Below are 17996 nucleotides of genomic sequence, written 5' to 3'. Positions count from 1 at the left end.
CCCGATGTCCATCCCCAGCCCGGCCGAAGGGGTGCTCTGGCTCGGGCCGGTCCCGCTGCGTGGCTACGCCTTCGCGATCATCCTCGGCATCGTCGTCGCGATCTGGGTCTCCGAGCGGCGCTGGCAGGCCCGCGGCGGTCGCGCCGGCGACATCCAGGACATCGCTCTGTGGGCGGTGCCCTTCGGCCTGGTCGGTGGCCGGCTCTACCACGTCATCACCGACTGGCAGCTCTACTTCAGCGAGGGCGCCAGCCCGATCGAGGCGCTCTACATCTGGCGCGGCGGCCTGGGCGTGTGGGGCGCGATCGCTCTCGGCGCCGTGGGCGCGATCATCGGCGCCAAGGTCAAGGGCATCAAGATCATCCCGTTGCTGGACACCATCGCCCCGACCTGCCTGCTCGCGATGGGGATCGGGCGCTGGGGCAACTGGTTCAACCAAGAGCTCTACGGCCGCCCCACCGACCTGCCCTGGGGCCTGGAGATCGACCCTTCCCGCTTCCCTGAGGGCCCCAGCCAGTTCCCCGCCGGCACCACCTTCCACCCCACATTCCTCTACGAGTTCGGCTGGGACCTCCTCGCCTTCTTCGTGATCGTCTATCTGCAGAAGAAGCTGCGCCTCGGCGGCGGCCGCGTGGTCGCCCTCTACGTGATGGCCTACTGTCTGGGCCGCGGCATGATCGAGACCCTGCGCATCGACAACGTCCAGCTCGCCGACGTCCTCGGCCTGCGCTGGAGCGAGTGGATGTCGATCATCCTGTTCGTGCTCGCGGCCGCGTGGTGGGCGTACGCCACCTTCACCGGCCGGGGTAAGGTCGAGGAGGAGGTCTACAGCGATCCTGCCAAGGCCCCGGCGAACGACCCCGTCGACGACGATGCCGACAACGGGACCGACGACGAGGAATCCTCGACCAAGGCCTGATCAGGCGCAGGAATTGGGCGCAACGTAGCGCCTCGCCGGAGGGTGTCCACCCGATGACCCTCGTTCGCAACCCAGACGTGACGCAGTGGTAACCTAGCCACACTCGCGCGGGCCAACGCTGTCCCCTGCAGATTGCCAGTTTCATCCCCGCAAGGGCGCGCGCACCTGTCGCAGCACATCCCCAACGCTCCGGAGCTGACTCGAAGCAGAGTCAGAAAGCCGGAGCTATTGGGCTGCGTCGGTCGGTGCGTGCCTGAGCCCGGACAGACGGGAGATCCCGGTGCCGTACGAGCACTCGTATCCATCCCCCCAGGGCCTCTACGACCCTCGGTTCGAGAAGGACGCATGCGGCGTCGCCATGGTTGCGACGCTGACCGGCGTGGCCAGTCACGACATCGTGAAGCAGGGCATCCGTGCTCTCGTGAATCTCGACCACCGCGGCGCCGCCGGCGCCGAGACCAACTCTGGCGACGGCGCCGGCATCCTGCTCCAGGTGCCCGACGCGTTCTTGCGTGAGGTCGTCGACTTCGACCTCCCGGCCGAGCGTGCCTACGCCGTCGGCACCGCCTTCATCCCCGGCGACGCCGACCAGGTCGAGCGCACCACGAAGCTGGTCGAGGAGATCGCGACCGAGGAGGGCCTCGACGTCCTCGGCTGGCGCGAGGTGCCGGTCAACCCCGAGTCGCTCGGCGCGACCGCCCTGGCGGTCATGCCGACCTTCCGCCAGCTCTTCGTCACCGGCGCCAAGCAGCGCGTCACCGGTCTGGCGCTGGAGCGCCTCGCCTTCTGCCTGCGCAAGCGCGCCGAGCGAGAGACCGACGTCTACTTCCCGTCGCTGTCGAGCCGCACCATCGTCTACAAGGGCATGCTCACCACGCCGCAGCTGGCCGAGGTGTTCCCCGACCTGCGTGACGAGCGCGTCGCCTCCGCGATCGCCGTCGTGCACAGCCGGTTCTCCACCAACACCTTCCCGAGCTGGCCGCTGAGCCACCCGTTCCGGTTCATCGCTCACAACGGCGAGATCAACACCGTGATGGGCAACCGCAACTGGATGAAGGCACGCGAGTCGCTGCTCGCCTCCGACCTCATCCCCGGCGACCTCGAGCGGCTCTTCCCGATCTGCACCGAGGGCGTCTCCGACTCGGCCTCCTTCGACGAGGTCCTCGAGCTGCTCCACCTCTCCGGCCGCAGCCTCCCGCACGCCATGCTGATGATGATCCCGGAGGCGTGGGAGAAGCACGAGGAGATGGACCCGGCCCGCCGGGCGTTCTACGAGTTCCACTCCTCGCTGATGGAGCCCTGGGACGGTCCCGCCTCCGTCGTCTTCACCGACGGCACCCAGATCGGCGCGGTCCTCGACCGCAACGGCCTGCGCCCCTCGCGCTACTGGGTCACCGAGGACGGCCTGGTCGTGCTCGGCTCCGAGGCCGGCGTGCTCGACGACATCGACCCCGCCACCGTGGTCCGCAAGGGCCGCGTCCAGCCGGGCCGGATGTTCCTCGTCGACACCGAGGAGCACCGCATCATCGAGGACGACGAGATCAAGTCCGAGCTCGCCGCGGAGCACCCCTACGACGAGTGGCTCCACGCCGGTCTCGTACGCCTCGAGGACATCCCCGAGCGCGAGCACATCGTCCACACCCACGCGAGCGTCACCCGCCGCCAGCAGGTCTTCGGCTACACCGAGGAGGAGCTGCGGATCCTGCTCGCGCCGATGGCCAACACCGGCGCCGAGCCGATCGGCTCGATGGGCACCGACAGCCCGATCGCGGCGCTCAGCGACAAGCCGCGGATGCTGTTCGACTACTTCGCCCAGCTCTTCGCGCAGGTCACCAACCCGCCGCTGGACGCGATCCGCGAGGAGCTCGTCACGAGCCTGAGCGGCACCATCGGCGCCGAGTCCAACCTGCTCGAGCCCGGTCCGGCCTCCTGCCGCCAGATCGTGCTGCCGTTCCCGGTCATCTCCAACGACGACCTGGCCAAGATCCGTCACATCAACCGTGACGGCGACATGCCGGGCTTCCAGGTCCACATCGTCCGCGGCCTCTACGAGGTCGACGGCGGGGCCGAGGCGCTGCAGGCACGGCTGGACGAGATCTCCGCGGAGGTCTCCCAGGCGATCGAGGACGGCGCTCGCATCATCGTCCTCTCCGACCGCCACTCCACCCAGGAGATGGCGCCGATCCCGTCGCTGCTGCTCACCGGCGCGGTCCACCACCACCTGGTCCGCGAGCGCACCCGTTCGCAGGTCGGCCTGCTGGTCGAGGCCGGTGACGTACGCGAGGTCCACCACGTCGCGCTGCTGATCGGCTACGGGGCGGCCGCGGTCAACCCCTACCTGGCGGTCGAGTCCGTCGAGGACCTCGCGTTCGAGGGCTACTACGTCAAGGCCGACGCCGAGCAGGCGATGGCCAACACGATCAAGGCGCTCGGCAAGGGCGTGCTCAAGGTGATGTCGAAGATCGGCGTCTCCACCGTCGCCTCCTACACCGGCGCGCAGATCTTCGAGGTCGTCGGTCTCTCGCAGGAGGTCGTGGACCGCTACTTCACCGGCACCACCTCCAAGCTCGGCGGCGTCGGCCTCGACGTGATCGCCGAGGAGGTCGCCAAGCGCCACGCCACCGCCTACCCGCGCGACGGCGTCGCCAACGCCCACCGCGCGCTGGCCATCGGCGGCGAGTACCAGTGGCGTCGCGAGGGCGAGCCCCACCTGTTCGACCCGGAGACGGTCTTCCGCCTCCAGCACGCGACCCGCACCGGCCGCTACGACGTGTTCAAGCAGTACACCGACCGCGTCAACGAGCAGTCCGAGCGGCTGATGACGCTGCGCGGGCTCTTCAAGCTCAAGAGCGCCGAGGAGCTCGGTCGGCAGCCGGTCCCGATCGAGGAGGTCGAGCCCGTCGAGGCGATCGTCAAGCGCTTCTCGACCGGCGCGATGTCGTACGGCTCGATCTCCCAGGAGGCTCACGAGACGCTCGCCGTCGCGATGAACATCCTGGGCGGCAAGTCCAACACCGGTGAGGGTGGTGAGGACCCCGAGCGCCTCTACGACCCCGAGCGGCGCTCCTCGATCAAGCAGGTCGCCTCCGGCCGGTTCGGTGTGACCAGCGAATACCTGACCAACGCCGACGACATCCAGATCAAGATGGCCCAGGGCGCCAAGCCCGGTGAGGGCGGTCAGCTGCCCGGCCACAAGGTCTACCCGTGGGTGGCCAAGACGCGTCACTCCACCCCGGGCGTGGGACTCATCTCCCCGCCGCCGCACCACGACATCTACTCCATCGAGGATCTCGCCCAGCTGATCCACGACCTCAAGAACGCCAACCCGAGCGCTCGCGTCCACGTGAAGCTCGTGGCCGAGGTCGGCGTCGGCACCGTCGCCGCCGGTGTCTCCAAGGCCCACGCCGACGTGGTCCTGATCTCCGGTCACGACGGTGGCACCGGTGCCTCGCCGCTGACCAGCCTCAAGCACGCCGGCGGTCCCTGGGAGCTCGGCCTGGCCGAGGCGCAGCAGACGCTGCTCCTCAACGGGCTGCGCGACCGGATCGTGGTGCAGACCGACGGTCAGCTCAAGACCGGCCGTGACGTCGTCATCGCCGCGCTGCTCGGTGCCGAGGAGTTCGGCTTCGCCACCGCGCCGCTGGTCGTCTCCGGCTGCGTGATGATGCGGGTCTGCCACCTCGACACCTGCCCGGTAGGCGTCGCCACCCAGAACCCCGTCCTGCGCGAGCGGTTCACCGGCAAGGCGGAGTACGTCGTCAACTTCATGCGCTACATCGCCGAGGAGGTGCGCGAGTTCCTCGCCGAGCTCGGCTTCCGCAGCATCGACGAGGCCGTCGGCCACGCCGAGGCGCTCGACGCCCGGGAGGCGATCGACCACTGGAAGGCCTCCGGGCTCGACCTGTCGCCGATCTTCACCCGGGTCGCCTCGCCGCAGCAGTTCGCCGACCAGGCCCTCTACAACATCAAGGGCCAGGACCACGGTCTGGAGAAGTCGCTGGACGTCAACGAGCTGGTGCCGCTCGCGGCCCCTGCGCTCGAGCGCGGCGAGCCCGTACGCGCCCAGCTGCCGATCCGCAACGTCAACCGCACCGTCGGCACGATCCTCGGTCACGAGATCACCAAGCGCTACCGCGGTGAGGGGCTGCCCGAGGGCACCATCGACATCACCTTCACCGGCTCCGCGGGCCAGTCCTTCGGCGCCTTCATCCCGAAGGGGCTGACGCTGCGCCTGGAGGGCGACGCCAACGACTACGTCGGCAAGGGCATCTCCGGCGGCCGGATCGTGATCCGGCCGGAGCGTACGGCCGGGTTCCGCGCCGAGGACCACATCATCGCCGGCAACACGCTGGCCTACGGCGCCACCAGCGGACGGATCCACATCCGCGGAGGCGTGGGGGAGCGGGCCGCGGTCCGCAACTCCGGCGCCAGCATCGTCACCGAGGGTGTCGGCGACCACGGCTGCGAATACATGACCGGTGGTCGTGTCGTCGTGCTCGGTCCGACCGGACGCAACTTCGCCGCCGGCATGTCCGGCGGTATCGCCTGGGTCCTCGACTTCGCGTCCCAGCGGCTCAACGGTGAGCTGGTCGAGGCCACCGGCGTCGAGGAGAAGTACGCCGACGAGCTCGAGCGGCTCGTCCGCGACCACCTCGAGGAGACCGGCTCGGCCGTCGCCGAGGCGCTCCTGGCCGACTGGCCGAACTCCCTGACCCGCTTCACGCAGGTCATGCCCAGCGACTACAAGCGCGTGCTCGAAGCTCAGGAGGAGGCCCTCGAGGAGGGGCTCGACGAGGACGAGGCAGCCGCGCGGATTATGGAGGTCCTCCATGGCTGACCCCAAAGGCTTCTTGAAGAACGGCCGCGAGGTCGCCGAGCGGCGTCCGGTCGACGAGCGTGTCAAGGACTGGCACGAGGTCTACCCGGGCAAGGTCGGCAAGACCCTGCTCCCGATCATCAACACCCAGGCCTCGCGCTGCATGGACTGCGGCATCCCGTTCTGCCACCAGGGCTGCCCGCTCGGCAACATCATCCCCGAGTGGAACGACCTGGTCTGGCGCAACGACTGGGAGGGCGCCTCCGAGCGTCTGCACGCGACCAACAACTTCCCGGAGTTCACCGGTCGCCTCTGCCCGGCTCCGTGCGAGGCCGCCTGCGTGCTGGGCATCAACCAGCCCGCGGTGACGATCAAGAACATCGAGGTCTCGATCATCGACAAGGCCTGGGACTCGGGCTACGTCAAGCCGCAGCCCCCCGAGTGGCTCTCCGGCAAGGCGGTCGCCGTGATCGGCTCCGGTCCGGCGGGTCTCGCCGCCGCCCAGCAGCTGACCCGGTCCGGCCATACCGTGGCCGTCTACGAGCGGGCCGACAAGATCGGCGGGCTGCTGCGCTACGGCATCCCCGAGTTCAAGATGGAGAAGTCGCAGGTCGACCAGCGCCTGGCGCAGATGCGTCGTGAGGGCACGGTCTTCCGTCCCGGCGTGAACGTCGGCACCGACATCACCGGCGAGCAGCTGCAGGACCGCTACGACGCGATCGTGCTGGCCAACGGCTCGACCGTTGGCCGCGACCTGCCCGTCCCGGGGCGTGAGCTCGACGGCATCCACCAGGCGATGGAGTACCTGCCGCAGTCCAACCGCGCCTCGATCGGTGAGGCCGTCCCCGACCAGATCCTGGCCGAGGGCAAGCACGTGGTCATCATCGGTGGCGGCGACACCGGCGCCGACTGCCTCGGCACCGCGATCCGCCAGGGCGCCGAGTCGATCACCCAGCTCGAGATCATGCCGCGCCCGCCGGAGGAGCGTCCCGAGGGTCAGCCGTGGCCGACCTACCCGATGACCTACCGGGTGGCCTCCGCGCACGAGGAGGGTGGCGAGCGGGTCTACGCCGTCTCGACCAAGGAGTTCCTCGGCACCGACGACGGCCGCGTACGCGCTCTCAAGCTCGTCGAGGTCGAGTTCATCGACGGCAAGCTGACCGAGAAGGAGGGGACCGAGAAGGAGATCCCCGCCGACCTGGTGCTGCTGGCGATGGGCTTCACCGGCCCGGAGAAGGACGGCCTCCTCACCCAGCTGGGTGTCGAGTACGACGCTCGCGGCAACGTGGCCCGCGACGACTCCTTCGCCACCACCGTCCCCGGCGTGTACGTCGCCGGCGACGCGGGCCGCGGACAGTCGCTGATCGTGTGGGCGATCGCGGAGGGCCGCGCCGCGGCAGCCGCGGTCGACACCTACCTCACCGGCTCGACCAACCTGCCGGCGCCGATCCGCCCGACCGACCGGCAGTTGACCGTCTGAGACAGGACCACCGAGGCACAACGGCGTGCCGATGACTGGCCCGGCACCTCCACAGGGGGTGCCGGGCCAGTCGGTTTCGCCGGCCGGTTTGAGCGGCGAGGCTGGGGCGGCGAGACTGGCACAATGCCGGACGTACCTGCCGTCGCGAGTCCCCGGGAGTGCACGATCGCCGACGCTCTCGAGATCGTCGGCGACCGCTGGAGCCTGCTGGTCGTGCGTGAGCTCTTCTACGACCAGCTCCGCTTCTCCCAGATCGCGCGCAACACCGGCGCGCCGCGGGACGTGCTCACGGTGCGGCTGCGCAAGCTGGTCGAGCACGGTGTGATCGCGCGGGAGCAGTACAGCGAGCGGCCGGTGCGCTACGAGTACCGGCTCACCCGGGCCGGCCGAGCGCTCTCGCCGGTCCTGCTGACGCTGAAACGGTGGGGCAGCGACCACGCCCGTCCGGGCCCCGATCCGGCGCCGTTCGCACACAGTTGTGGCGAGGAGTTTGTCGCACACGTGCATTGCCGCGCCTGTGGCGAGCGGCTAGCTGCCGGGGACCTCAGCCCGGGCGCAGCGCGACGCGCCGACATCTGACTCCGATCGCGGCGTGAACACCGGGCGAACAGCCTCGTCACGACGTGGTCCGAGTGCTGGTTTGAACGTTCCACAGGGGTAGTCTGGGCTCCCGTGAGAAGAGCGAAGATCGTCTGCACCCTGGGACCCGCCGTCGGGACGGAGCGTCGCATCCGCGAGCTCGTCTACGCAGGCATGGACGTGGCCCGGATGAACATGAGCCATGGGTCCCACGACGACCACTCCGCCAACTACGCGCTCGTTCGCGACGCGGCCGCCGCCAGCGGCCACAACGTCGGCATCTTCGCCGACCTGCAGGGCCCGAAGATCCGCCTCGAGCGCTTCGCAGACGGCTCGACCACCCTCCACCGCGGCCAGGCCTGGACCATCACCACGCGCGATGTCACCGGCGACGACAAGATCTGCGGCACCACCTACAAGGGCCTGCCCGGCGACGTGAAGCCCGGCGACCCGATCCTGATCGACGACGGCAAGCTGCGCCTGCGGGTCACCGCGGTCGAGGACACCGACGTGCACACCGAGGTGCTGGTCGGCGGTCCGGTCTCCAACAACAAGGGCATCAACCTGCCCGGCGTCGCCGTCTCCGTGCCGGCCCTGTCCGAGAAGGACGAAGAAGACCTCCGGTTCGCGCTCAAGCTCGGCGTCGACATGATCGCGCTCAGCTTCGTACGCAACGCCTCCGACTACGCGGACGTCCGCCGGATCATGGACGAGGAGGGGCGCGTCGTCCCGGTCATCGCCAAGATCGAGAAGCCGCAGGCGATCGACAACCTCGACGAGGTCATCTCGGCGTTCGACATGTTCATGGTCGCCCGCGGCGACCTCGGCGTCGAGTGCCCGCTCGAGGAGGTCCCCTTCCTGCAGAAGCGGATCATCGAGCTGGCCCGCCTCAACGCCAAGCCGGTCATCGTCGCCACCCAGATGCTCGACTCGATGGTCTCCAACCCGGCGCCGACCCGCGCCGAGGCCAACGACGTCGCCAACGCCGTCCTCGACGGTGCCGACGCGGTGATGCTCTCCGCGGAGACCAGCGTGGGCGACTATCCGATCCACACCGTCGAGACGATGGCCCGCATCATCGCCGCGACCGAGCGCCACGCCCTCTCCACCGAGGGCAACGGCGCCGCCGAGCTCACCCGCATCGACTGGGACCCCCACACCCGCTCCGGCGTCATCGCCAAGGCGGCCGCCGAGGTCGCCGACCGGGTCGACGCGAAGTATCTGGTCGCCTTCACCACCTCCGGCGACTCCGCTCGCCGCCTGTCCCGGCTGCGCACCGCCATCCCGCTGATCGCGCTGACCCCCTTCGACGCCGTACGCAGCCAGCTCGCGCTCAGCTGGGGCACCGAGTCCTTCTGCACCGAGGAGGTCGAGCACACCGACGAGATGGTGCGCCAGGTCGACGAGACGATGCTCAAGCTCGGCCGGGCCGAAGAGGGTGAGTTCGTCGTCATCATCGCCGGCTCGCCTCCCGGCATCCCCGGCTCGACCAACGCCCTGCGCATCCACCGCATCGGCGACGCGATCAACTCCGTCGCCCCCGCCTACACGCGCCCGCCTAGGTCTTAGGGCCGATCAGCGCGTCGAGCGCCGCGACCGCCTCGCGGCGCGAGACGCTGATCGTCTTCCAGGAGGACCGGCGCCACGGGATGCCGACCAGATCCAGGGCCGCGGTGCACAGGCTGCGGATGTCGTCGGAGTGGTTGACGAACTGCCAGCGGGCGTACTCGTAGCGTTTCTTCTCGCCGTCGACGACTCGGGTGGCCCAGTTCTTCACCCGGCACCCGTCGGAGTGGAACAGGCCGCGTAGAAACGGCCCTGGATGGGCGGTCACGATCTCCTCCTGCCAGGGATGAAGAACGATCGCTCGATCGTGCTTGCGGCCAGGGCCGAGCTGGGGAAACAGGCAGGGGAGGTGTTTCCACGAGATCGTGGTGATCACGGCACCCGGGACCAGGCGGGTGTGTGGGAGACCGCCAGGTTTGACCCGGGCCATCAGCGTCGCGATGCGACGGTTGAGGTCGGGATACTTCAGGTCGTTGACGACGTGCAGATTGAAGACGCCGCGCCGGCCTTCGCTGATGTGGCCGTCCCCGAGATACCAGCCGAGCAGCTCCGCGTAGGCCTCCTCGTCGAGGCCGGCCCCGTCGCATCGCGGGCACGGCGGCGCGAGGTGGGTCTGGCCCCGGACGACACCGCGACGCTGGTAGAGCCGCCGCCATCGGCGGATCGTCTTGACCGCGACGCCGTGCTTCTTCGCGTTGTCCACGTCGCGCATCCCCTCGTCGGAGCAGCGCAGTGCGCTGTCGACGACAGACTGAGGGCGTACGTGGGCCATGCCCACATCATGCAGGCGACCACCGACAGTCTTGCGGTGCCGGATGTGGGATTCGAACCCACAAGCCCTTTCGGGCAGCGGTGTTTGAGACCGCCGCGTATGCCGTTCCGCCAATCCGGCTGGATCAGGAGAAAACCTACCGGACCGACTCTGAGATCACGTAGCCGGTGCGAGCGCCGGATGGCCTAGTCTGTGCTCGTGACGGAGAGCAACCCAGGCAGCACCCCGGAGACCCAGACGCGACGCACCGTCGTCATCGCCGAGGACGAGGTCCTGATCAGGATGGACCTCAAGGAGATGCTCACCGAGGAGGGTTATGACGTCGTCGGCGAGGCCGGGGACGGCAAGACCGCGATCGAGCTGGCCACCGAGCACAAGCCCGACCTGGTGATCCTCGACGTGAAGATGCCGGTGCTGGACGGGATCGCGGCGGCGGAGGCGATCGCGCGCGACCGGATCGCCCCGGTGGTCATGCTGACCGCCTTCTCCCAGCGGGAGCTGGTCGAGCGGGCGCGCGACGCGGGTGCGATGGCCTACCTGGTCAAGCCGTTCAACATCTCCGACCTGGTCCCGGCGATCGAGCTGGCGGTGAGCCGTTTTCAGGAGCTCGCCCAGCTCGAGCGGGAGGTCGCCGGTCTGACCGACCGGCTGGAGACCCGCAAGGCGGTCGACCGGGCCAAGGGGATCCTGCAGGAGGGGCTCACCCTGAGCGAGCCGGAGGCCTTCCGCTGGATCCAGAAGACCGCGATGGACCTGCGGCTTTCCATGCGTCAGGTCGCCGAAGGGGTCATCGAGCACGGGGTCAGCGGGCCGCGTACCTGAATCCGTGTATACGGCACGTCACAGATCGGTTGCGTTCTCTGAGGAGAGTCAATCTGTGGCTTGTTCGTGGGTGATGTCGGCCTAGACTGCCCGCGCGGATCCGGGCCGACCAGCAAATTCAGCTGGTGTCCGGATCCGTCTTCAGGACATACAGGCAGGAGTACCCACGTGCGCAAGCGGCTCTACAGAGTCCTCGTCGCGCTCATCGGTGCGCTGATGGTGCTGTTGGTTGGAGCCCCGGTCGCCGCACAGGCGACCGAGACCCCACCGCCGGACGCCACCGCGATCCAGGTGACGCTTCAGGATGAGGCAAGCAAGGATGCCGAAGGCAATCCGAAACCCATCCCGGGAGTGACCCTCCAGGTCAGCAAGGACGGCAAGAAGGCCGGAGAGGGCGTGACCGACGAGAAGGGCGTCGCGACGATCGTCGTCGAGGAGCTCGGCAAGTACACCGTGACCCTCGACGAGAAGACGCTGCCGAAGGGCACCGTCCTCGACGAGAACACGAAGAACGAGGCCACGGTCCAGGTCCGCTTCCAGGGGCCCAACAACCGCGCGATCTTCCCGATCGGCGTCGCGGCAGGTGAGCAGTCGAGCTTCGCCAAGGACCTCGCCCAGAACCTGCGGGCCGGCATCGTCTTCGCGCTGGTCCTGTGCCTGGCCGGCCTCGGCTTCTCGCTGATCTTCGGCACCACGGGCCTGTCGAACTTCGCCCACGGTGAGCTGCTCACCTTCGGCGCGGTGATGGCCTGGACCTTCGACCAGATCTTCAAGACCGGCGGCCTGGCCACCGTCTCGGTGATCCTCGCCGGCATCGTCGCGGTCGCGCTCGGCGGCCTCGGCGGCTACGTCCAGGACAAGGTGCTGTGGGGGCCGCTCCGCCGTCGCGGCACCGGCCTGATCGCGATGATGATCGTCTCGATCGGTCTCTCGATCTTCCTGCGCTACATCTTCCAGTACTTCTACACCTCCTCGACCCGGTCGCTGTCCCAGTACTCCGGACAGCAGCGCGAGCAGCACTGGTACTACCTGGGCCTCTCGTTCGCCGACCGCGAGGGGATCATCGTCCTGATCTCGCTGGTCACGATCACCACGGTCTGCCTGTGGCTGGCCAAGAGCCGGATGGGCAAGGCGATGCGGGCGGTCTCCGACAATCCGGCGCTGGCCGCCTCCTCGGGTCTGCGGGTCGACGGCGTGATCACCAACGCGTGGGTGATCGGCGGCGCGCTGACCGCGCTCGCCGGTGTCCTGTACGCGCTCACCCTGCAGGTCAACGCCTTCATGGGTATGCGCATCCTCCTGGTCATCTTCGCAGCGGTCACCCTCGGTGGCCTCGGCACGATCTGGGGCTCGCTGGTCGGCTCGCTGGTGATCGGGCTCGTCTACGAGCTCGGGCCCCTGTTCGGCGTACCCACGTCGATCAAGGAGGTCGGCCCGCTGCTGATCATGATCGTGATCCTGCTGGTGCGGCCCCAGGGCATCCTGGGTCGTAAAGAGCGGCTCGGGTAGGAGAGACAATGGACATTCTCGAGATTCTCCGGGCCGCGCTGCAGCAGGCGCTGGGCCCGCAGGCGATCGTCTTCGCCCTGGCCGCCATCGGCCTCAACGTCCACTTCGGCTACACCGGCCTGCTCAACTTCGGCCAGGCCGGGTTCGTCGCGGTGGGTGCGTACGGCATGGCCGTCACGGTGGTCACCTTCGACGCACCGTTCTGGCTCGGCATCCTGATGGCGATCGTGGCTCCGCTCCTGCTCGCGGTCGTCCTCGGTGTGCCGACGCTGCGACTGCGTGCCGACTATCTGGCGATCGTCACGATCGCCTCCGCCGAGGTGCTGCGGTTCGTCTTCGGCGCGGTCGAGACCAAGGACACCTTCGGTGGCTCCAACGGTCTGAACGGCTACGCCGGACCGTTCCAGCGCGCCAACCCCTACTCCAGCGGCATCGACCTGGGCGTCGTCTCCTTCGGGCGCAACGACCTGTGGTCGCTGACCGTCGGCTGGATCCTGGTCGCGGTGTGCTGCGTGCTGGTGTGGGCGCTGATGCGCAGCCCGTGGGGACGCGTGCTCCGCTCCATCCGTGAGGACGAGGACGCCGTCCGCTCGCTGGGCAAGAACGTCTTCGCCTACAAGATGCAGGCTCTCGCGCTCGGTGGCGTGATCGGTGGTCTGGGCGGCATGTTCCTGGCGCTCAAGCAGGCCTCCGTGGTGCCGAGCGACTACTCGACGCTGATGACCTTCTACGCCTTCGCGGCGCTGCTCCTGGGTGGTGCCGGCCGGGTGATGGGTCCGGTCATCGGGTCGGTGCTGTTCTGGTTCCTGATCGCCGGTCTCGGCTCGTTCTTCAGCCAGTCCGCGGGCGAGGGCGGCTGGATCCCTGAGGTGATCATGTCCGACACCCAGGCCAGCCTGATCCGTTACATCGTCCTGGGTCTGGCCATCATGCTGCTGATGATCTTCCGTCCACAGGGGATCATCGGCGACCGTAGGGAGATCGCGATCGATGGACGCTGACATGACCGACCAGAGCAACTCTGAGATCAAGACCGGCCCCGCCGGCCTCGCCGGCGTGAGCACCGAGCCGGGCGCGAAGAAGCCCGACCCGATCCTGGTCGCCGACAACATCACCCGTACGTTCGGTGGTCTGACCGCCGTCGACGTCGAGCACGTCGAGATCCAGCGTGGTGCGATCACCGCGCTGATCGGCCCCAACGGCGCCGGCAAGACGACGTTCTTCAACCTGCTGACCGGCTTCGACCAGCCGAACACCGGATCCTGGAGCCTGGAGGGCAAGTCGCTCAAGGGCGTGGCGCCCTACAAGGTCGCCCGTCTCGGGATGGTACGCACCTTCCAGCTGACCAAGGTGCTGGCCAAGCTCACCGTGATCGAGAACATGCGCCTGGGCGCCACCGGGCAGAAGGGGGAGCGGTTCTGGGCCGCGCCCTTCAAGTTCCTGTGGGGCGCTCAGGAGCAGTCGGTCACCGAGAAGGCCGACGACCTGCTCGCGCGCTTCCTGCTCGACAAGAAGCGCGAGGACTTCGCCGGATCGCTCTCGGGCGGTCAGCGCAAGCTGCTGGAGATGGCCCGCGCGCTCATGGTCGACCCGGAGCTGGTCATGCTGGACGAGCCGATGGCGGGTGTGAACCCGGCCCTGAAGCAGTCCCTGCTCGGCCACGTGAAGTCGCTGCGCGACGAGGGCCGTACGGTCCTGTTCGTCGAGCATGACATGGACATGGTCCGCGACATCTCCGACTGGGTCATCGTGATGGCCCAGGGCAAGATCGTCGCGGAGGGCACCCCGGCGGCGGTCATGGCCGACCAGCGGGTCATCGACGCCTATCTCGGCGCCCACCACGACACCGATCTGAGCGAGCTCGACGAGGAGCGGCTCGAGGCCGAGGTCGAGGCCGAGATCGCCCAAGAGGAGGACTCGAAGTGACGTCCAGCGATGCGGAAGAGTTCCGCGCGAAGCACCTGAGCGAGGCCGAGGGTGCGGTGCTCCGTGCCGACGGGCTCATCGCCGGCTACCTGCCCGGGGTCAACATCCTCAACGACACCGACCTCTACTGCCAGCCCGGCGAGCTGGTCGGCATCATCGGCCCCAACGGAGCCGGCAAGTCGACGCTGCTCAAGGCGCTGTTCGGACTCGTGAAGATCCACGAGGGCACGGTGCAGCTCAACGGAGAGGACATCACCGGCAAGCGGGCCGACGAGCTGGTCACCCGCGGGATCGGGTTCGTCCCGCAGACCAACAACGTCTTCCCGAGCCTGACCATCGAGGAGAACCTCGAGATGGGCTGCTACCAGGCCCCGAAGAAGTTCTCCGAGCGGTTCGACTTCGTCACCGGGATCTTCCCGGCGCTGGGCGAGCGCCGCAAGCAGCGGGCCGGTGGGCTCTCGGGCGGTGAGCGCCAGATGGTCGCGATGGGCCGGGCGCTGATGATGGAGCCTTCCGTGCTGCTGCTCGACGAGCCCTCCGCGGGCCTCTCGCCGGTCATGCAGGACGAGGTGTTCGTGCAGACCCGCAAGATCAACAAGGCCGGGGTCTCGGTCGTGATGGTCGAGCAGAACGCCCGCCGCTGCCTGCAGATCTGTGACCGTGGCTATGTCCTCGACCAGGGCCGCAACGCCTACACCGGCCCGGGCCGGGCGCTGGCCGACGACCCGAAGGTGATCGAGCTCTACCTCGGCACCTTGGGTGCCAAGGGCGACTGAGCAGGTCCTGAACCGAAGAGAGGCCCCGGAGCATCGTGCTCCGGGGCCTCTCTCGTGCGGTGCTCAGGCGACGGTGTGCGAACGACGCTGGGAGCGCCGGGCGGCGAGCAGCTCGCTGACGGTGCTCGACTGCATCTGGCCGCGCTGCAGGCGGGTGCGATGGGGCAGGGCCCGGCCGAGGACGTTGAGCCTGGAGCGTACGACGGCGGTCGGTGCCACCCGCATGACCGCCTGCGCGCCGAGGCCGAGGCGGGCCAGGAAGCGGTTGCCGTCGCGGCCGCCGGACGAGCCCGCTGCAGCGACCGTCCGTACGCCGCGCTCCTCGGCGAAGACGACGGCCGAGTCCATCAGCATCCGGCCCACACCGCGGCGCCGGAAGGACGGGACGACGTGGGGCGCGAAGATCTGCACCGTCGGCTCCAGGTTGAGCGGCCCGAAGGTCGTCGCGCGCACGAAGACGGCGCCGACCGGCTCGCTGCCGCACTCGGCGACCAGGAGGCGCTGGTCGGGGGAGGCGTCGGCGTCGCGGATGATGGTCTCGAGATCGCCCAGCTGGGTCTGGGTGTCTGCCATCCGCAGCGCGTCCTGCCAGATGCCGAGAAGGAAGAGCGCGTCGTCGGCCCTGGCCTCTCGCATCGTCACCGGCACCTTGCTCATCGAGTCGGTCCTCCAGGGGTGCGGTGGCTACAGATCATCACAATTCCTCCACGATCGTGCCCGTTCACGTCCGTAATCGAGCTTTCCGAGTGATCATTGGTCACCTCGGTGCCGACGATACGAAGCCGATCATCGCGGCAACCCAGGCAATGATGCCATGGGGGAGATGTAACGGATTGGTGAAAAGACAGGTACCTCGGGTGATTCACCCCCTGCGCGTCTCTAGTGTGACTCCGCAAGGTCCGACGTTGGCCGGGCCAGCACATACGAAAGAGGGACTACAGCAGTGAACTCATCATCCTCTACCTGGATGAAGCTGACCGCAGGCGCCGGCGCCTTGGCGCTCAGCTTCTCCCTCGCCGCCTGTGGTGGTGGCGAGACCGCTTCCGAGGAGCCCGAGAAGAAGGCGCCCGCCAAGGGCGACGGCACCTTCGTGGTCGGCCAGCTCCTCCCGCAGACCGGCAGCCTCGCGTTCCTCGGCCCGCCCGAGTTCGCCGGTTCCGACCTGGCGATCCAGGACATCAACGCGGCTGGCGGTGTGCTCGGCAAGGAGGTCAAGCGAGTCGTCGCCGACGCGGGTGACACGACCTCGGCGATCGCTCCGGCCGAGGCCGACAAGCTCATCGACGCCAAGTCCGACGTCATCATCGGCACCGCCTCCTCGGGCGTGTCGATGACCGTGATCGACAAGATCATGTCCTCCGGCACCGTGATGTTCTCCCCGGCCAACACCTCGACCGAGTTCGACGAGGGCGACTACTCCAAGCCGGACCTCTACTTCCGTACGGCTCCGTCCGACATCCTGCAGGGCGCCGTCATGGCCAACCTGCTGCTCGAGGACAAGCGCACCAACGTGGCCATCCTGTCCCGTCAGGACGCCTACGGTGAGACGCTGGCCAAGGAGGTCAAGGCCAACCTGGAGGGCGCCGGCTCGAAGGTCGCCACCACGGCGTTCTACTCCGAGGACGCCTCTTCCTACAGCGCCCAGATCAACGAGATCGCGGGCTCGGGCGCCGACGCGGTCGTCGTGATCGCGTTCGAGGAGACCAAGAAGCTCATCCCTCAGCTCATCTCCGCGGGCGTGGGCCCGGCGAAGGTGCCGACCTACTTCGTGGACGGCAACCTCTCGGACTACTCCGCCGACTTCAGCAAGGGCGAGCTCAAGGGCGTCAAGGGCACCCTCCCCGGCGCCGAGACCGCCGGGGACTTCAAGCAGCAGCTGCTCAAGGTCAACCCGAAGCTGAAGGACTACTCCTACGCTGCTGAGTCCTACGACGCCACGATCGTCTCCGCGCTGGCGGCGATCAAGGCCGACAACGACTCCGGTGAGGCCGTCGCCGAGGAGATCGTCGACATCACCACCGGTGGTGAGAAGTGCGAGACCTTCGCCGACTGCGTCAAGCTCCTCGAGGAGGGCAAGGACATCGACTACGACGGCAAGTCGGGCCCGATCGAGCTCGGCGAGACCGGTAGCCCGACGGCTGCGTCCATCGGTATCTACCAGTACAACGACAAGGGCACCTACGCCCCCGTGAAGTACATCGCGGGCGAGGTCTGAGCCTGTGACCTGCGACGAAGTCGCAGGTCACAACGCGAAGAGATCGAGCGAGCGCAGCGGGTGAGCTTGCGAACCCGCGAAGCGGGTCGAGATCTACACGCTGAGTGACATCGACAACGAAGGGCCCCGGAACCGAACGGTTCCGGGACCCTTCGCGTATGTGCCTACTTGGCGCCGTCGATCAGCGCGCAGGTGATCCGCGAGGTGCAGACCCGCTTGCCGCGCTCGTCGGTGATCACGATCTCGTACGCCGCCGAGCTGCGCCCCAGGTGGATGGCGGTCGCCGTGCCGGTGACGGTGCCGGAGGTCGCCGAGCGGTGGTGGGTGGCGTTGATGTCGACGCCGACGGCGATCTTGCCGAGCGAGGCGCCGTGGATGCCGGAGCCGATCGAGCCGAGGGTCTCGGCGAGGACGACCGAGGCGCCACCGTGGAGCAGGCCGTAGGGCTGGGTGTTGCCGTCGACCGGCATCGTGCCGACGACCTTCTCTGCCGAGATCTCGATGATCTCGACCCCCATCTTCTCGTTGAGCGCGCCCGCGCCCTGGGGGAGCGACACGAACTTCGCGATCTCGGTGGGGTCGGTGGTGTGGAGTGCTTCGGTCATGGACGCATGTT

The 17996-nt window shown here is 68.3% G+C and carries 14 protein-coding genes and 1 tRNA gene; 11 read left to right on the top strand and 4 right to left on the bottom strand.

Annotation, left to right across the window (positions count from 1 at the left end; all coding sequences use genetic code 11):
• Positions 1-4 precede the first annotated feature (4 nt).
• The 5 genes from lgt to pyk all read left to right on the top strand — a co-directional run bounded on the left by lgt (position 5) and on the right by pyk (position 9363).
• Positions 5-919: a prolipoprotein diacylglyceryl transferase gene (lgt, locus tag IEY81_RS17950; protein ID WP_229787965.1), complete on the top strand. Its 915-nt coding sequence runs from the start codon at positions 5-7 to the stop codon at positions 917-919.
• A gap of 358 nt (positions 920-1277) precedes the next feature.
• The gene (gene gltB, locus IEY81_RS17945; protein WP_229787964.1) at positions 1278-5756 is read left to right on the top strand and encodes a glutamate synthase large subunit; all 4479 of its coding nucleotides are present in this window, start codon (positions 1278-1280) and stop codon (positions 5754-5756) included.
• Positions 5749-7215 carry a glutamate synthase subunit beta gene (locus IEY81_RS17940; RefSeq protein ID WP_189119858.1) on the top strand — a complete coding sequence of 489 codons (1467 nt, stop codon included), beginning with the start codon at positions 5749-5751 and terminating at the stop codon, positions 7213-7215. Before gltB ends, IEY81_RS17940 begins: the two co-directional genes overlap by 8 nt.
• 123 nt (positions 7216-7338) lie before the next feature.
• Positions 7339-7794 (top strand): winged helix-turn-helix transcriptional regulator, encoded by a 456-nt coding sequence (locus IEY81_RS17935; RefSeq protein WP_189119857.1) that lies wholly within the window; start codon positions 7339-7341, stop codon positions 7792-7794.
• A gap of 93 nt (positions 7795-7887) precedes the next feature.
• Positions 7888-9363 carry a pyruvate kinase gene (pyk, locus tag IEY81_RS17930; protein WP_189119856.1) on the top strand — a complete coding sequence of 492 codons (1476 nt, stop codon included), beginning with the start codon at positions 7888-7890 and terminating at the stop codon, positions 9361-9363.
• Here pyk and IEY81_RS17925 read toward each other — a convergent pair.
• Both IEY81_RS17925 and IEY81_RS17920 read right to left on the bottom strand, forming a co-directional pair.
• A complete protein-coding gene (locus IEY81_RS17925) occupies positions 9353-10132 on the bottom strand; it encodes a transcriptional regulator (protein ID WP_189119855.1) in 780 nt (259 codons plus the stop codon). The two genes, pyk and IEY81_RS17925, sit on opposite strands and share 11 nt — an antisense overlap.
• 37 nt (positions 10133-10169) lie before the next feature.
• Positions 10170-10252: transfer RNA gene (locus tag IEY81_RS17920), tRNA-Leu, on the bottom strand.
• A 72-nt stretch (positions 10253-10324) separates the two neighbouring features.
• On the opposite strand from IEY81_RS17920, the gene IEY81_RS17915 reads away from it, so the two are divergent.
• The 5 genes from IEY81_RS17915 (at position 10325) to IEY81_RS17895 (ending at position 15165) form a co-directional block, all read left to right on the top strand.
• Positions 10325-10954: an ANTAR domain-containing response regulator gene (locus IEY81_RS17915; protein WP_189119854.1), complete on the top strand. Its 630-nt coding sequence runs from the start codon at positions 10325-10327 to the stop codon at positions 10952-10954.
• A 168-nt stretch (positions 10955-11122) separates the two neighbouring features.
• A complete protein-coding gene (locus tag IEY81_RS17910) occupies positions 11123-12463 on the top strand; it encodes an ABC transporter permease subunit (RefSeq protein ID WP_189119853.1) in 1341 nt (446 codons plus the stop codon).
• 8 nt (positions 12464-12471) lie between these two features.
• A complete protein-coding gene (locus IEY81_RS17905) occupies positions 12472-13464 on the top strand; it encodes a branched-chain amino acid ABC transporter permease (RefSeq protein WP_189119852.1) in 993 nt (330 codons plus the stop codon).
• Position 13465: 1 nt separating this feature from the next.
• A complete protein-coding gene (locus IEY81_RS17900) occupies positions 13466-14389 on the top strand; it encodes an ABC transporter ATP-binding protein (RefSeq protein ID WP_229787963.1) in 924 nt (307 codons plus the stop codon).
• Positions 14386-15165, top strand: coding sequence for an ABC transporter ATP-binding protein (locus IEY81_RS17895; protein ID WP_189119850.1), 780 nt, complete (start codon positions 14386-14388; stop codon positions 15163-15165). Before IEY81_RS17900 ends, IEY81_RS17895 begins: the two co-directional genes overlap by 4 nt.
• Before the next feature lie 63 nt (positions 15166-15228).
• Here the strand turns inward: IEY81_RS17895 and IEY81_RS17890 are convergent, their stop codons facing one another.
• Complete coding sequence (locus IEY81_RS17890) at positions 15229-15822, bottom strand: GNAT family N-acetyltransferase (protein ID WP_189119849.1); 594 nt, start codon at positions 15820-15822, stop codon at positions 15229-15231.
• A 310-nt stretch (positions 15823-16132) separates the two neighbouring features.
• Between IEY81_RS17890 and IEY81_RS17885 the strand changes: the two genes are divergently transcribed.
• The gene (locus tag IEY81_RS17885) at positions 16133-17380 is read left to right on the top strand and encodes an ABC transporter substrate-binding protein (protein ID WP_229787962.1); all 1248 of its coding nucleotides are present in this window, start codon (positions 16133-16135) and stop codon (positions 17378-17380) included.
• Between the two features lie 164 nt (positions 17381-17544).
• Here IEY81_RS17885 and IEY81_RS17880 read toward each other — a convergent pair whose 3' ends face one another.
• Positions 17545-17985, bottom strand: coding sequence for a hotdog fold thioesterase (locus IEY81_RS17880; RefSeq protein WP_189119847.1), 441 nt, complete (start codon positions 17983-17985; stop codon positions 17545-17547).
• Positions 17986-17996: the final 11 nt, after the last annotated feature.

Origin of the sequence: Nocardioides luteus, from assembly GCF_014648595.1 — a bacterium.
Lineage (GTDB): Bacteria > Actinomycetota > Actinomycetes > Propionibacteriales > Nocardioidaceae > Nocardioides > Nocardioides luteus.
Note: the sequence above shows the minus strand (reverse complement) of the source record. Positions and strands in the feature narration are given on the sequence as shown.

What these genes read in the sequence shown, in the direction of transcription:
- IEY81_RS17905 (WP_189119852.1), top strand. Translation starts at nt 12,472, where the DNA reads ATGGACATTCTCGAGATTCTCCGGGCCGCGCTGCAGCAGGCGCTGGGC.
- IEY81_RS17935 (WP_189119857.1), top strand. Translation starts at nt 7,339, where the DNA reads ATGCCGGACGTACCTGCCGTCGCGAGTCCCCGGGAGTGCACGATCGCC.
- lgt (WP_229787965.1), top strand. Translation starts at nt 5, where the DNA reads ATGTCCATCCCCAGCCCGGCCGAAGGGGTGCTCTGGCTCGGGCCGGTC.
- IEY81_RS17900 (WP_229787963.1), top strand. Translation starts at nt 13,466, where the DNA reads ATGACCGACCAGAGCAACTCTGAGATCAAGACCGGCCCCGCCGGCCTC.
- gltB (WP_229787964.1), top strand. Translation starts at nt 1,278, where the DNA reads ATGGTTGCGACGCTGACCGGCGTGGCCAGTCACGACATCGTGAAGCAG.
- IEY81_RS17890 (WP_189119849.1), bottom strand. Translation starts at nt 15,822, where the DNA reads ATGAGCAAGGTGCCGGTGACGATGCGAGAGGCCAGGGCCGACGACGCG.
- IEY81_RS17925 (WP_189119855.1), bottom strand. Translation starts at nt 10,132, where the DNA reads ATGGCCCACGTACGCCCTCAGTCTGTCGTCGACAGCGCACTGCGCTGC.
- IEY81_RS17880 (WP_189119847.1), bottom strand. Translation starts at nt 17,985, where the DNA reads ATGACCGAAGCACTCCACACCACCGACCCCACCGAGATCGCGAAGTTC.
- IEY81_RS17940 (WP_189119858.1), top strand. Translation starts at nt 5,749, where the DNA reads ATGGCTGACCCCAAAGGCTTCTTGAAGAACGGCCGCGAGGTCGCCGAG.
- IEY81_RS17885 (WP_229787962.1), top strand. Translation starts at nt 16,133, where the DNA reads ATGAAGCTGACCGCAGGCGCCGGCGCCTTGGCGCTCAGCTTCTCCCTC.